This window comes from Bradyrhizobium sp. USDA 4538 (assembly GCF_024171045.1).
Classification (GTDB): Bacteria; Pseudomonadota; Alphaproteobacteria; order Rhizobiales; family Xanthobacteraceae; genus Bradyrhizobium; species Bradyrhizobium australafricanum.
In genome coordinates, this window is record NZ_JALJZE010000001.1 from 4,046,807 (window position 1) to 4,061,749 (window position 14,943).

Consider the following 14,943-nt stretch of genomic DNA (forward strand, 5'->3'; position numbering starts at 1 on the left):
GCTGATCCAACTCACGCACCCGGCGCCGCGCTGCGCTGCGCGAGGGCGGTATCGAGGCATTTGATCAGGACGTCCCCGTCGCAGGGCTTGCTCAGAAAGCAGATCGCTCCAGCCTTCAGCGCGCGGACGCGATCGCTTTCGACCGAGAACGCCGTGACGAAAATGAACGGAAAGCGGTGTCCGCTGGCAATGAGGTGGCTCTGCAGGTCGAGCCCGCTCATGGCCGGCATCCTGACATCCGCGATCACACAGGATGTGTCATTCAGGCGGGGCGAGTGCAAAAATTCCTCGGCCGACGCGTAAGTCTCGACCGCGTAGCCCAGCGATCTGACGAGATTGTCGGTCGCGGTGCGAACCGACATGTCATCGTCGATGATTGATATCACTGGCGGGTTGGGCAAGGAGGTTTTTCCCGGGCCGGAAGGGCCTCTGGCGTGTGCATCATGTGGGGACCACAGTGCGTCGCCAATCGGGGCCGGAGAATCATACTTAGGTTTGCGCCCCGCCGGCTGCCGGTCCGATCTGAAGCATCTGTGCCATCCTGACCAGATCGGGTAATGACTTCGCCGCCATTTTCCGCATGATGTGCCCGCGGTGTATCTTCACTGTGATCTCGGCCACACCGATTTCGGCGGCGACCTGCTTGTTCATCAACCCCGCCGTGACGAGCGTCATCACCTGGCGTTCACGCGGCGTCAGGGTCGCGAAGGCGGCGCGCAGGTTGGCAAGAACCTTGGCCTCATCGCGACGGTTCCTGTCGCGCTCGATCGCCGTCGTGACGGCATCCAGCATGTCCTGATCGCGAAATGGCTTGGTCAGGAAGTCCACAGCGCCGGCCTTCATGGCCCTGACCGTCATCGGGATATCGCCGTGGCCGGTCATGAAGATGATCGGAATATCGATGCCCGCCTTCGCCAGCTCCCCCTGAAAGTCCAGCCCGCTCACCCGCGGTAACCTGATGTCGAGGATCAGGCAGCTCGGGACATCCGGAGGCTTGCGCTGCAGAAATTCATGGGCCGAGCCGAATGCTGCGGTCCGCAAGCCGACCGACCGGAACAGATTGCTCAGCGCGTCCCGCACGGATGCGTCGTCGTCGACGACGAAGACGACGGGATCCTCGGCGTTTGCCAGACCAGAAGGCGATGCCGCGCGCCCGGTCACCATGCATGATCCTCTTCGTGCAGTGGCAAGGTGAACTGGAACGTCGCGCCGGGGCCGATGTTTCCGGCCACGGACAGGCGGCCTCGGTGAGCTTCGATGATCGATCGGCAGATCGACAGCCCCATCCCCATGCCGCTGGCCTTGGTGGTGTAGAACGCGTCGAACAGCCGTTCGGCATTCTCGGTCGCGATTCCGACGCCGCAGTCGGTGACCGTGACCACGATCTGCCCGACCTCGTCATGGCGCGTCCGGATCACGAGTTCCCGTGGCCGGTCCGTGACCGGCTGCATGGCCTCGATACCGTTGAGGACCAGGTTGAGGATGACCTGCTGCAGCTGGATTCGGTCGGCGACAACAGACGGGAGCGCGGGAGCGAGGTCGAGTTGCAAGGATACCAGGTGACGCTGCAGTTCATGCTGCACCAGCCCGATCACCTGGTTGATGACTTCATTCACGTCGAGCGGCGCCTTCTGACCGGTCGTCTTGTTCACCATCGCGCGGACGCGCTGGATGACCTCGCCCGCCCGGTTGCCGTCGCTGATGATCGACCTGACCGCGCCGCGAGCCTCGTTCAGATCGGGGGCCGCCCGGTTGAGCCACCGCAGGCATGCCGCGGCATTGGTGACCACGGCGGCAAGCGGCTGGTTCACTTCATGGGCGATCGATGCGGCGAGCTCGCCGAGCGCCGTCACGCGTGTGACGTGCGCGAGGTTGGTCTGCGCTTCGTGCAACTCCGCCTCGGCTCGCTTGCGGGCGGTCACGTCGGTGACCGCTCCGATGAATTCGGTGTCGCCGGAAAGATTCGTCACCGCATGCGCCCTGGCGTGAACAAATTTGATCGCCCCATTGGGCATCAGCAATCGGTAGCCGTGCTCGAAGTCCTTGCCGTCGAGCGAGGCCCGGTCGATGGCCCGTTGCACGCGGGCGCGATCATCCGGATGGACGCGCTGCAGGACCGTGGCATGTGTGATGGAAGGAGCTCTGTCGAATTCGAAGATCCTGAACGTCTCTTCCGACCAGATGATCTCGCCGCTGGCGACGTGCCAGCCGAAGCTGCCGGTGTGGCTCAATCGCTGGGCTTCGGTCAGGTACATTTCACTCTGCTGCAGCGCATTTTCGGCGTGCTTGCGCTCGGTGATGTCCTCGCATGCGATCAGCACGATCAGCTGATCGCCCAGCCGCCGCACCGCCTTGGCGTTTTCACGAACCCAAATCCTTGAACCGTCCTTGCGGACCTTCCGGATTTCCCAATTGTGGGTCTGGCCGATGTTGTCGAGGCATGCCGCGACGTTGCGTTGGACCATATCCCGGTCTTCGGCGGCAAAGACCCGCAGCACCGATTGTCCGAGCAGCTCGTCGACGGTGTAGCCGAGCTGTGCCGCGCCGAACGTGTTGACCGACAGCACGAGGCCCGTTGCGTCGACCATGAAGTACATGACCGGGTTGTGCTCGAATACCTCCTTCCATTGCGCTTCGCTGTTGCGCAGCGCCTCCATCGCGCGCTCCTCGCTGCTGGCTCGGCCGCGCAACATGGCTTCCATCCGCCTTTGCGAGCGGCCAACCAGGCGGATCATCAGCAATGCGGCGGTCAGCGACGCGACGAGCAGCGCCAGGGCAACCAGATGGGCGGAAGCTGCCGGCTGCGGACCCAGCAACAGCCCGATGCAGGTTGCCGCCAAGGCCAGCACCATGCCGCCGAGCAGCCATTGCTCGGCCGACCAGGACTTCGTGGTCGGGTCGCGGATCATCGGCAGCCCAGCACTTGACCATCATCATGGGCCGCGCTGCGTCGCTAGGTGACTGCTACCATCAGCGGCGACAACGTCGCCCTCCCAATAGACTGTATATTAGCAGCTTTCTTGCCGCCCGGGCGGGATGACGCCGGCCTTTTTGGCGGTCCAAACCCGTGAGATCGCGCAGAAAGCGAAGCCATTGAGCGCGCTCAGGTCCAGGTTGCGACCTAAACTCAAGTATGAGTCGTCTCCACCGAATGTAACGGTCGGATCAACCTCCGTTCAATGGCCCGTTCCATCCCGGCGACTACGCTTATTGGGTAACTCGATGACGGTAGAGATTTCCGGGGTTCAGCAATCGCCAATCAGTGACGGAGATTGAAATGCCCAGCGCGCGCCTGCATCTGATCGTTTGCTCCGACGACGTCGACCACGAGGCAAGGCCTCAGAGACGCGATCGCAGCTTCCAGCCTTCCGTCATCGATGGTGGCAAGCAAACAGCAAGCACGCCGGCCGACAACCCGTGGATCGATCTGCTGGACGCATTCGATCTCGGCGTGGTGGTCTGTCAGGCCAGCTACCTGGCCTTGCTGGGAGCGAGCCTGGCGGCGCTGCAGCCGCAATTCGACGTGCCAGATTCAGTGCGGTAGCCGGCCCTGAATTCCAAGTCCGGCAGGCTGCCGGGACCGAAGCGCTGGCTGCTCACGCCTGGGTCGCGCAAGACGGGTCCGATCACAGCCTCCGTGAGAGCCCGGAATCCATTCCCCGCCTAGCCCCGGCCCTGATGGATTCCGGGCTCAGTTTTGCAGACGCCCTCGGCTGCGCAATGGCGCACCGGAATGATGGGCGGAGCAGGTCGACGGCGCGGCTCCCGCGCCAAGCTCCCGACGACGGCAAATTGCAGCAATTTTTTCGAAAGATGCCCGGTTCGCTTTAGCCGCTTTTGAAGCACCTGATTATTGGATCTGTCCGGCAACGGCATCGCTCTGCAGAGCTGTGCGTTGGTTCGCGCACTGACAGATCAGGGGCCGGTCATTATGAATCAGGCACAGCAGCACAAGCCGCTTCCCGAAGACAATAATTCCGTCACCAGGAATGAGGCCGACGGCGCACGGGGATTGCAGCGCGATCTGCAGGAACGGCTGCAGCCGGAGCACGACGAGCCAGTCAGCGATAGCGCTCCCCATCCCGAAGCGCCCGCCGGATCAGGCCGGATGGTTCGCCGCCTGCTCAAGGTCGGCATTGGCCTTGCCATCGTGGCCGTCTTCGGATGGCTGCCGCTCAGGGCTGTGTTGCAGACCTCGAGCGTGGAGGCCGTGGTCAACGCCAGGATCGTGACCTTGCGCTCGCCGATCGACGGCACCGTGAGCGCGAAGCCGCAGAAATCCACGCAGCTCAGCGTGGTTCACGAGGGCGATGCGATCCTTCACGTCGTCAACGCACGCGGCGATCGCGCCCGGCTCGATGATCTCCGGCGGCAGATGTCGCGGTTGGAAAATGAGCGCCCGAGTCTGGCGGCCAAGCTTGCGGCCGCCGAGACGGCGCAACAGGACCTTGCCCGCCAGGCCGGCCAGTTCCGTGACGGCCGCATCCTCCAGCTCGAGGCCCGGATCGCCGAAATCCAGACTGCGATCGAGGCCGCCGCCGCACGGCGGGAGGAGGCCGTGGCCGCCGTCGAGCGGGCGTCGTCGCTGATCAAGTCGGGCAGCGTGTCGACGGTCGAAATGGCCCGCCTGACGCGCGAGCAGGCGATCTCGCAGCAGACCGAAATCGGCGCTCGACGGCGTCTCGACGCCGCCAAGGTCGAGCTCACCGCCGCAAGGAATGGCACTTATCTCGGCGACAGCTACAATGACCGGCCGAGCTCCGTGCAGCGCGAAGAGGAGATGCGCCAGCGCGTCAGCGACCTGCGCGCCGATCTGGCGCATGCCGATGCCGAGATCGACTGGCTGACCCACGAGATCGCCGCCGAGCAGCTGCACTACGTCAACCGGGCGGAAGCCGACATCAAGGCGCCGGTCGGGGGGCGCATCTGGGAGATGATGACGTCGCCCGGCGAGGACGTCAGGGCCGGGCAGCCCTTGCTCAAGCTGCTCGATTGCAGCGGCGCAGTGGTCACGGCGAACGTCACCGAGAGCGTCTACAACGGTCTGAAACTGGGCGAGCAGGCGAGCTTCGAGCCGAATGACGGCAGCGCCGCGCTGCAGGGCGAGATCGTCAATCTCACCGGCGCGTCGGGCGCGCCCGCGAACCTTGCGATCAATCCGGATGCGCTGAACAAGGAACCCTATCGGGTCACGGTCTCGATGCCGGCGCTCGATACCACGGGCAAGGATTGCGCGGTCGGCCGCACCGGGCGCGTGGTGTTCAACGCGGACGTGGCAAAGTCATGATGGCGGCATTTGCGCCCGGGCTGGTCGCCTTCGGCGCCTGCCTTGCCATCCTGCCCCTGCTCCGCCGCGAGCAGACCCTGGCCCGCGTCATGATGACCGGCATGTCGTTCGTCCTGCTGGTCCACTATTTCGCGTGGCGGGTGACCCACACCTTGCCGCCTCCGGGCCTCACCGCCGACGCGCTGGTCGGCTATCCCTTCATGCTGGCCGAGGCGGCCTCGATGATCGCGGTGTGCCTGTCGCTGCTGTTTCTCAGCCGCACGATCGACCGTTCGCCTGAGGTCAATGCGATCCTGCGCCGATCGAGGTTGCCCGCAAACGCGCCGCTCGTCGACGTCTTCATCTGCACCTACAACGAGGAGAAGGCGATCCTGGAGCGCACCATCATCGGCGCGACCGGGCTGAACTATCCGAACTACCGCGTCTGGGTGCTCGACGATGGGCGGCGGCTCTGGCTGCGCCGGCTCGCCCAGGAGCTCGGCTGCAACTATCTGGCCCGTCCGGACAACCGCCACGCCAAGGCCGGCAACATCAATCATGCGCTCCAGCACGTTTCCGGGCTGGCCGAGCGGCCGGAGTTCATCTCGATCCTCGACGCGGATTTCGTCCCGATGCCGGACTTCCTGACCCGGGCGATGAGCCTGATGCAGGACGGCAGCGTCGGCGTCGTGCAGACGCCGCAGCACTTCATCAACCCGGATCCGATCCAGACCAATCTCGCGGCGACCGATGTGTGGCCCGACGAGCAGCGCTTCTTCTTCGATATTTTGATGCCGGCCAAGGATGCCTGGGACACGGCGTTCTGCTGCGGCACCTCATCGCTGATCCGCTTCTCCGGCCTGATGCAGATCGGCGGCTTCCCGACCGATTCGGTGACGGAGGATTACCTCGTCACACTGCGGCTGAAGGAGAAGGGACTGCGCACGGTCTATCTGAACGAGCGCCTGACCATCGGACTCGCGCCGGAGGGACTGAAGGAATACATCACGCAGCGCGGACGCTGGTGTCTCGGCTTCATGCAGATCTTCCGCGGCCGCAGCGGGCCGTTCTCGCGGCAATCGAAGCTCGCCTTCATGGACCGGCTGTCGCTGGTCGACGCCTTCATGAGCTGGGCGGCGGTCTACGGCACCAAGGTGTTCGGCCTGGTCGTGCCGTGGCTTTATCTGCTGTTCGGGATCAAGGCGGTCCATGCCGACCTGTTCGAGCTGCTAAAATATTTCCTGCCGTTCTATGTCTGGCACGCCTTCACGATGGCGTGGATTTCGCGCGGCCGCTCGCTCGCGATCATGACCGACGTGTCGCAATACATCGCGGCGCCCGCGGTGCTGAAGGCGGTCGTGACCGGCCTCGCCAGGCCGCAGGGCCACAAATTCAAGGTGACGGCCAAGGGCGGCGACCGCAACCGCCGCTTCATCGAGTGGCCGCTGCTGCGGCTCTACGGTGCCGCCCTGCTGATCACGCTGTTTGCGATCGCCTACGCCTTCATCCTGCATCTGCGCGGCGAAAACATCGCCTATGGCGGGCTGGCGCTGGCCTGGAGCCTGTACAATTGCGTCGTGCTCGCGATCGTGTGCTTCATCTGCATCGAGCAGCCGCGGCGCCGCAAGGCCGAGCGGTTCGAACGCGACGAGCCGATCCTGATCCATCAGGACAGCGAGATGCGGCTGATCCGGATGGCCGACATCTCGATCTCCGGTGCGCGCTTCATCGATCCTGTCCCGCCCGCCATCGGTTCGCTGATCAAATGCAATGTCTACGGACAGAACGTCGCCGCGACCGTGGTCCGCCGCACCCGCGACGGCTTCGGCGTCCGCTTCGAGGACGCGGTGGCGACGCGGGTCAATGTCGTGCGCGCATTCTATGCCGGCGAATATGTCCGCGCTTTCCAAGGCGTGCGCGCGGCGCCGGTCGGCAAGGCGTTGCTGATGCGGCTGTTCGGCTGATCCGCCACGGGATTGGGGCTTCGCTCCTTCGGTGGAAACAGCTTTCGATCCCGTCATCCCCGCGCAAAGGCTTCGCCTTTGTCGCTGGAGGAGCGCGGAACGCGCGTCTCGAAGGATCGACGGCCCGGCCGCTTCCGCATACTCCCACTCTCTTGGGGAAGGAACGTGGCCGTCGATCCTTCGAGACGGCCGCTGCGCGGCCTCCTCAGGATGACGGGACAGGCGTGTACGCTTCTTACGATTCGATCTACGCCGCCGGCTTTGCTGCCTGGTCCTCGCTCGCCAGCAGATGCAGCAGCGCGCTCTTGATCGCGGCCTGCCGGGTCGGCGCCGTGATCTGGGCGCCGAGCAGGTCGGTGACATAGAACACGTCGCGGGCACGTTCGCCGAAGGTCGCGACATGGGCGGAGGCGATGTTGAGGTTGAGCTTCGAGATCGCGGTGGTGAGCTGGTAGAGCAGGCCCGGCCGGTCGAGGCCGGAGACCTCGATCACGGTGTAGCGGTCGGACCACTGGTTGTTGATGGTCACCTCGGGCTCGACGATGAACGGCCGCGCCTTGCTGCGGACGGTGCGCTTGGCGACCGCCTCGGGCAGCCGCAGCTTGCCTTCCAGCACGTGCTCGATCATCTCGCCGATCCGTGTCGCGCGGCGGCCCTCGTCCTCGTCGCGGTCGTATTCGCGCGAGATCGAGATGGTGTCGAGCGCGCGGCCGTCGGTCGTGGTGTAGATCTGGGCGTCGACGATGTTGGCGCCGGCCGACGCGCAGGCACCCGCGATGATCGACAGCAGCCAGGGATGGTCGGTCGCCAGGATCGTCAGTTCGGTGACGGCGCGGACCTCGTCGAAGCCGACATTGATCGCAAGCTTGTGGCCGGCCTGCTCGCTGGCGCGGATGAAGCGGGCCTGGCGGATCTTGCGCGCCAGCTCGACCTTGAGCCAGTAGGCCGGATAGTGCCGGCCGATATAGGCGTTGAGCTCCGCCTCCGGCCATTCGGTGAAGGCGCGGCGGAATTCGGCTTGCGCCACCGCGATGCGCTGGGCGCGGTTGACCTCGGAGAAGCCGCCGGTCAGCACCGGCTCGGTCTCGTAATACAGCGTGCGCAACAGCTGCGCCTTCCAGCCGTTCCAAACGCCCGGGCCGACGCCGCGGATGTCGGCCGTGGTTAGGATCGTGAGCAGCTTCATCTGCTCGACCGACTGGACCACGGCGGCGAAATTCTCGATGGTCTTGCGGTCCGACAGGTCGCGCGATTGCGCCACCGTCGACATCGTCAAATGCTCCTCGATCAGCCACGCCACCAGCTCGGTGTCGGCCGCCGAGAAGCCGAGCCGCGGGCACAGCCGCCGCGCCACCTTGGCGCCGGCGATCGAATGATCCTCAGGTCGGCCCTTGGCGATGTCGTGCAGCAGCGTCGCGATATAGATCACCGGGCGGTGCTCGGGGCGGATCTTGCGAAACAGGTCGCTGGCGACCGCGAACTCCTCGTTGCCGCCGCGCTCGATGTCCTGCAGGAAGCCGATGCAGCGGAGCAGATGCTCGTCCACCGTGTAGTGGTGGTACATGTTGAACTGCATCATCGACACGATCTTGCCGAAGGCGCGGATGAAGTGGCCGAGCACGCCGGTCTCGTTCATCCGCCGCAGCACGATCTCCGCATTGTCGGAGGTCAGGATCTCCATGAACAGGCGGTTGGCTTCGTCGTTCTCGCGCAGCTGGGTGTTGATCAGCTTGAGCGAGCGCGTCACCGTGCGCATCGCATCGGGATGGAAGGCAAGGTTGTTCTGCTGCGCGAGGCGGAAGATCCGGATCAGATTGACCGGATCGTGCTTGAACACGTCGGGCGCGGCGAGGTTGATGCGGTTGTTGTCGACGATGAAGTCGTCGCTGCCGTTAACCCGCCGCCGCTTGGTGCCGGGCCGCAGCCGCGCCACCATCCGGCTCAGCACAGGCGCCGGCTTGTTGTGCTCTTCCTCGAGCTTGGCGCACAGGATCGCGGTGAGGTCGCCGACGTCTTTCGCGATCAGGAAGTAGTGCTTCATGAAGCGCTCGACGTCCTGCATGCCGGGATGCGAGGTGTAGCCGAGGCGGACCGCGATTTCGCGCTGCATGTCGAATGACAGCCGTTCCTCGGCGCGTCCGGCGAAGAAGTGCAGATTGCAGCGCACCGACCACAGGAAGTCGGCGCAGCGGCGGAAGGTGCGGTATTCCTGCGCGTCGAACACGCCGCGTTCCAGCAGCTCGTCGGTCTCGCGCACGCGGTAGACGTATTTGGCGATCCAGAACAGCGTGTGCAGGTCGCGCAGGCCGCCCTTGCCGTCCTTGACGTTGGGCTCGACCAGATAGCGCGACTGGCCGGCGCGGCGATGCCGCTCCTCGCGCTCGGCAAGCTTGGCGGTGACGAATTCCGACGCGGTGCCCTGCACCACGTCCTTGTCGAAGCGCTCGACCAGCTCGTCATAAAGCGGCTGGTCGCCGGTCAGGAACCTGGTCTCCAGGATCGCGGTGCGGATCGTCATGTCGCCGCGCGCCTGACGGATCGATTCATCGACCGAGCGCGTGGCGTGGCCGACCTTCAGCCCCATGTCCCAGAGGCAATAGAGAATCGCCTCGGCAACCTGTTCGCCCCAGGCGGTCTGCTTGTAGGGCAGGATGAACAACAGATCGATGTCGGACTCCGGCGCCATCAGCCCGCGGCCATAGCCGCCGGTCGCCACCACGGCCATGCGTTCGGCGCCCGAGGGGATCGGCGAGTGATAGAGGTGGCGGGTCGCCGCCGCGTAGAGGATGCGGATGATCTCGTCCTGCACGAAGCAGAGCCGTTCGGCGCAGCGCCGGCCGTGACGGTCCTTGAGCAGCAGCGCCTGCGCCGTGGCGCGCGCCGCGATCAGCTCGGCCTTGAGCAGCTGCGCCATCGCGGCGCGGAACTGGTCCTCGCGGCCGGCATGCCGTTCGGCAAGTGCATTCACCGCCGCGGTGATCCGCTCGGTCTCGAAACGATCATCCGCTTCAGGGCGGGCCTCGGCTACGACGCTGTCCATAGGTTCATCCGATATCGGACGGAGCCGTTGCTGTCACTGACCAAAGTATAACGACAGCAGCTCCATGCTTTCATGGCGGCGCTTCGAGCAAGATCGTTCTCGCGCCATCCCGTAAAGGGTAGAGATTTTCTCGTTGACCGCAAGGCTAACTCATTGAAATAAAAGATTGTTTCTTAAAACTGATCGAGGGGGTCGACGAATGCAAAAATTTTCCCGGCGCACGTTCGCTGCGCTGCTCGCGGTCTCGACCTTGCTGCCCGGCGCGGCGCGCGCCGCCGACGCGCTGAAGGAGATCCGGATCGACTGGGCGACCTACAATCCGGTGTCGATGGTCCTGAAGCAGAAGGGCCTCCTGGAAAAGGAATTCGCCAAGGACGGCATCAGCATCGTCTGGGTGCAGTCGGCCGGCTCCAACAAGGCGCTCGAATTCCTCAACGCCGGTTCGATCGATCTCGGCTCGACCGCGGGTTCGGCGGCGCTGGTCGCGAAGATCAACGGCAACCCGATCAAGTCGATCTATGTCTATTCGCGTCCCGAATGGACCGCACTGGTCACGACCAAGGATTCCAGGATCGCGTCCGTCGCCGACCTCAAGGGCAAGCGCGTCGCGGTGACGCGTGGCACCGATCCGCACATCTTCCTGGTTCGTGCGCTGCTCGGCGCCGGTCTCACCGAAAAGGACATCACGCCGGTGCTGTTGCAGCACGCCGACGGCAAGACCGCGTTGATCCGCGGCGACGTCGACGCCTGGGCCGGTCTCGATCCGATGATGGCGCAGGCGGAGGTCGAGGACGGTGCAAAGCTGTTCTACCGCAAGGCGGAAGCCAACACCTGGGGCATCCTCAATGTGCGCGAGGAGTTCCTGAAGGCGCATCCGGATATCGTCCGCCGCGTGCTCGCGACGTACGAGGAAGCGCGGAAATATTCGCTGGCCAACTATGACGAGCTGAAGAAGACCTTCATCGCCGTCACCAAGCTGCCGGATGCCGTGGTCGACAAGCAGCTCAAGGAACGCACCGAGCTGACCCACAGCCGGATCGGCAGTGCCCAGCGCGAATCGATCCTCGCCGCCGGCCTCGCCTTGCAGCAGGCGGGCGTGATCGACGCCAAGACCGACGTCAAGGCCGCGCTGGATTCCTTGATCGACGATCAGGTCCCGCTGCCCACCAACTAACCGCTGTCGTCAAGCCAACCTCCGTCGTCAAACTAACCTTCGTCGTCCCGGGCAAGCGAAGCGCGACCCGGGACCCATAACCACAGGGCTCTATTGCTGGACAAGGCTGTGGCCCCAGCTCGCTTGATTACCATGCCCTGTGGTTGTGGGTCCCAGCCTTCGCCGGGACGACGTGGATGGAGTTGGCCCCACCTTGCGATCCCGCCGGAAGAATAGTTCTTGCTATGGCCATGACCGTTGACCTGCCCGCGCTGGAACAGACGGCCCCGCCCGGTGCACCTGCGCGGTGGTCGCGCTATGCGCGGCCGGTGCTCGGGCTTGTGCTGCCGGTCGCGCTGGCGCTGGGCTGGGAACTCGTTGTTTCTCTCGGCTACTCCAACGGCCGCCTGGTGCCGCCGCCGTCAAAGGTGTTCGAGACCATCATTGAGCTCGCCAAGAGCGGCGAGCTGTCGCGCCATATCCTCGCGACGCTGTGGCGGGTCGGCGCGGGCTTTGCGCTTGGCGTCGTCGCCGGCACCATCATGGGCGCGATCTCCGGCTACTGGGATTTCGCCAAGCGGTTGCTCGATCCGACGGTGCAGGCGTTGCGCGCGATCCCCTCGCTCGCCTGGGTGCCGCTGTTCGTGCTCTGGCTCGGCATCTTCGAGACCTCGAAGGTCGCGCTGATCGCGGTCGGCGTGTTCTTTCCGATCTATCTCGGCGTGATGGGCGCAATCCTGTCGGTCGATCGCAAGATCGTCGAGGTCGGCCGCGTGTTCCGCCTGTCCGGACCGGCGATGATCCGCCGCATCCTGTTGCCCGCCGTGCTGCCGGCCTATGTGGTTGCGCTGCGGGTCGGGCTCGGTTTGGGGTGGATGTTCGTGGTCGCGGCCGAACTGATCGGCGCCTCCGAAGGCCTCGGCTACCTTCTGCTCGACGGCCAGCAGCTCGGCAAGCCGGCGCAGATCCTCGCCGCGATCGTGATCTTCGCGATCCTCGGCAAGCTCACCGACTGGCTGATCGAGGTCGCCGCCGCACCGCTGCTGCGCTGGCAGGACGCGTTCGGCGCGCGGGGAGGGCAGTGATGCTGGCTCTCAAGGACGTCGGCAAGACCTATCCGAACGGTGTCCACGCGCTGGAGCGGTTCTCGGCCGAGATTGCGTCCGGCGAGATCATCGCGATCATCGGCGGCTCGGGTTGCGGCAAGTCGACGCTGCTGCGCGCCATCGCCGGCCTCGACCGCGCCAGCACAGGCAGCGTGACGCTCGACAATGCGGTGATATCATCGCCGCACGCCAAGATCGGGATCATCTTCCAGGAGCCACGGCTGCTGCCCTGGCTCAGCGTCGCCGACAATATCGGCTTCGGCCTCGGCGGCCTTCCGGCCGAGGCGAGGCGCGCGCGCGTCGTGGCGGCGCTCGCCCGCGTCGGCCTTGCCGACAAGGCCGCGGCCTGGCCGCGCGAATTGTCCGGCGGCCAGGCGCAGCGGGTCGCGATAGCCCGCGCGCTGGTGCCGCAGCCCGAAGTGCTGCTGCTCGACGAGCCGTTCTCGGCGCTCGATGCCTTCACGCGGCGCGATCTGCAGGATCATCTGCTCGATCTGTGGGCCGACACGCGGCCGACCCTGATCCTGGTCACCCACGACGTGGACGAGGCCGTGGTGCTCGCCGACCGCGTGCTGGTGATGCGGCCGCGGCCGGGCCGGCTGTTCGAGGAGATTACCATCAACCTGGCGCGGCCGCGCGACCGCAAATCGGAGCTGTTCGACACCTTCAAGCGCCGCGTGCTGACCGCGCTCGACCGCTCGCTCGACCGTTCGGTGCGGGACGTCACCGACAAATCCAGCGCCGGCGAGGCGATGTGGTGGTGACATCCGCTCGTTAAGGCCTTACATCGGCTAGAGCATGATCCGGAAAAGTGTGAAGCGGTTTTCCGAAAAGATCATGCTAAAACAAGAATCTAAAGCGCGATGACGATTTCAGCCTGAGTCTCATCGCGCTTTAAGAAGAATAGCCGGGAGCAGACCCATGGACTCCGCCGAACTCCGCGCAATGCAGGCTCCGATCAAGGAGCGCTACAAGACCGACCCCCAGGCCGCCGTGATCACGCTGAAGGCCAAGGGATCGATCGACAATGAGAGCATCGCCTGCAAGGTCGAGACTGGCCGTGCGCTCGCGATCGCCGGCCTCCACCCCGCTACCGGCGGCTCCGGGCTCGAGCTTTGCTCCGGCGACATGCTGCTGGAAGCGCTGGTCGCCTGCGCCGGCGTCACGCTGAAATCGGTCGCCACCGCGATCGACGTGCCGCTGAAGCCCGGCAATGTCTTCGCCGAGGGCGATCTCGATTTCCGCGGCACGCTCGGCGTCGACAAGGAGACCCCGGTCGGCTTCCGCGAGATCCGCCTCCGCTTCGAGATCGGCACCGACGCGCCGCAGGACAAGCTCGATCTCTTGCTGAAACTCACCGAGCGCTATTGCGTGGTCTATCAGACCATCAAGAACGGCCCGAAGGTTTCGGTGACGATGCAGCGGGTGTAGCCGCTTTCAACGGTGTCGTCCCGGCCTAGTGCGCGATTGCGCATGGAGCCGGGACCCATACGCCGTGTCTTCTCGATTCAAGCCCCGCTGCCCGACGGCTTTCGCTCCTCACGAACAGCCGTGGTTATGGATCCCGGCCTTCGCCGGGATGACGCAGAATGTCCCCCGAACTCCACTTCGTCCTGATCCTCGTGTTGCGCATGGCGGTTGCGGCCGCATTCGTGGTCAGCGCGTCCATCATCACGGAGCGTTCGGGACCGGTGATCGGCGCGCTGATCGCAACCCTGCCGATCTCGGCCGGGCCGTCCTACACCTTCCTCGCGCTCGACCATGACGCCGCCTTCATCGCCGAGGGGGCGCTGGCGAGCCTGCCGGTCAACGCCGCCACGATCTATATGGGCCTGACCTACGCCGTGCTGGCGCAGCGCTTCAGCATGTGGATCAGCGCGGGCAGCGCGATCGCGGTGTGGCTGGTGCTCGCCACCATCATCCGCCAGTTCGAGTGGTCGCTCGCCGCCGGGCTGATCGTCAACGCCATCACCTTTGCGATCTGCATCCCGCTGCTCCGGCCCTATCGGCACGTCGCGAAAATGCCGCTGATCGCGCGGCGCTGGTACGACATTCCGCTGCGCGCCGCGCTGGTCGCAAGCCTGGTCGGCACCGTGGTCACGGCGTCAGGCTGGGTCGGCCCGCGCGTCACCGGCGTGATGGCGCTGTTTCCGATCGTATTCTCCTCGATGATGCTGATTCTGCATCCGCGCATCGGCGGCCCCGCCACCGCCGCCGTGCTCGCCAACAGCGCCTGGGGCCTGATGGGCTTTGGTCTCGGGGTTGCGGTGCTGCACGTCGCGGTGCTGCACTTCGGCTCGCCAATCGGCCTCTGCTGCGCGCTCGCCACCTGCATCGTCTGGAATCTGGTTCTGTGGCAGATCGGGCGGAGGAAAGTAAAACGTTGACGCCGTCATTCCGGGGCGATGCGAAGC

12 protein-coding genes are annotated in these 14,943 nt (G+C 65.1%); 8 read left to right on the forward strand and 4 right to left on the reverse strand.

The window, feature by feature from the left end; genetic code table 11:
• Positions 1-11: 11 nt before the first annotated feature.
• The 3 genes from J2R78_RS18205 to J2R78_RS18215 all read right to left on the reverse strand — a co-directional run bounded on the left by J2R78_RS18205 (position 12) and on the right by J2R78_RS18215 (position 2,909).
• A complete protein-coding gene (locus tag J2R78_RS18205; RefSeq protein ID WP_225164070.1) occupies positions 12-386 on the reverse strand; it encodes a response regulator transcription factor in 375 nt (124 codons plus the stop codon).
• 103 nt (positions 387-489) lie between these two features.
• Positions 490-1,164 (reverse strand): response regulator transcription factor, encoded by a 675-nt coding sequence (locus J2R78_RS18210; protein ID WP_168858259.1) that lies wholly within the window; start codon positions 1,162-1,164, stop codon positions 490-492.
• Complete coding sequence (locus tag J2R78_RS18215) at positions 1,158-2,909, reverse strand: PAS domain S-box protein (RefSeq protein WP_233443071.1); 1,752 nt, start codon at positions 2,907-2,909, stop codon at positions 1,158-1,160. Before J2R78_RS18215 ends, J2R78_RS18210 begins: the two co-directional genes overlap by 7 nt.
• Positions 2,910-3,277: 368 nt before the next feature.
• Between J2R78_RS18215 and J2R78_RS18220 the strand changes: the two genes are divergently transcribed.
• From J2R78_RS18220 to J2R78_RS18230, 3 genes are all read left to right on the forward strand, one after another.
• Complete coding sequence (locus J2R78_RS18220; RefSeq protein ID WP_225649284.1) at positions 3,278-3,544, forward strand: hypothetical protein; 267 nt, start codon at positions 3,278-3,280, stop codon at positions 3,542-3,544.
• A gap of 387 nt (positions 3,545-3,931) precedes the next feature.
• Positions 3,932-5,287, forward strand: a complete 1,356-nt coding sequence (locus J2R78_RS18225; RefSeq protein ID WP_253605982.1) for an HlyD family efflux transporter periplasmic adaptor subunit — start codon at positions 3,932-3,934, stop codon at positions 5,285-5,287.
• A complete protein-coding gene (locus tag J2R78_RS18230; protein WP_253588291.1) occupies positions 5,284-7,230 on the forward strand; it encodes a glycosyltransferase in 1,947 nt (648 codons plus the stop codon). The genes J2R78_RS18225 and J2R78_RS18230 overlap by 4 nt, the downstream gene beginning before the upstream one ends.
• A gap of 247 nt (positions 7,231-7,477) precedes the next feature.
• On the opposite strand, the gene J2R78_RS18235 is transcribed toward J2R78_RS18230, so the two are convergent.
• The gene (locus tag J2R78_RS18235) at positions 7,478-10,270 is read right to left on the reverse strand and encodes a [protein-PII] uridylyltransferase (RefSeq protein ID WP_253605983.1); all 2,793 of its coding nucleotides are present in this window, start codon (positions 10,268-10,270) and stop codon (positions 7,478-7,480) included.
• 199 nt (positions 10,271-10,469) lie between these two features.
• Between J2R78_RS18235 and J2R78_RS18240 the strand changes: the two genes are divergently transcribed.
• The 5 genes from J2R78_RS18240 to J2R78_RS18260 all read left to right on the forward strand — a co-directional run bounded on the left by J2R78_RS18240 (position 10,470) and on the right by J2R78_RS18260 (position 14,916).
• Entirely contained in the window at positions 10,470-11,444 is a 975-nt protein-coding gene (locus J2R78_RS18240; protein ID WP_253605984.1) for an aliphatic sulfonate ABC transporter substrate-binding protein, read from the forward strand.
• A 230-nt stretch (positions 11,445-11,674) separates the two neighbouring features.
• Positions 11,675-12,508, forward strand: a complete 834-nt coding sequence (locus J2R78_RS18245; protein WP_253609849.1) for an ABC transporter permease — start codon at positions 11,675-11,677, stop codon at positions 12,506-12,508.
• Positions 12,508-13,293 carry an ABC transporter ATP-binding protein gene (locus J2R78_RS18250; RefSeq protein ID WP_253605985.1) on the forward strand — a complete coding sequence of 262 codons (786 nt, stop codon included), beginning with the start codon at positions 12,508-12,510 and terminating at the stop codon, positions 13,291-13,293. Before J2R78_RS18245 ends, J2R78_RS18250 begins: the two co-directional genes overlap by 1 nt.
• A 157-nt stretch (positions 13,294-13,450) precedes the next feature.
• Positions 13,451-13,960 (forward strand): OsmC family protein, encoded by a 510-nt coding sequence (locus tag J2R78_RS18255; protein ID WP_076824652.1) that lies wholly within the window; start codon positions 13,451-13,453, stop codon positions 13,958-13,960.
• Positions 13,961-14,118: 158 nt separating this feature from the next.
• Positions 14,119-14,916 (forward strand): hypothetical protein, encoded by a 798-nt coding sequence (locus J2R78_RS18260; RefSeq protein WP_253605986.1) that lies wholly within the window; start codon positions 14,119-14,121, stop codon positions 14,914-14,916.
• The last annotated feature ends 27 nt before the right edge of the window (positions 14,917-14,943 follow it).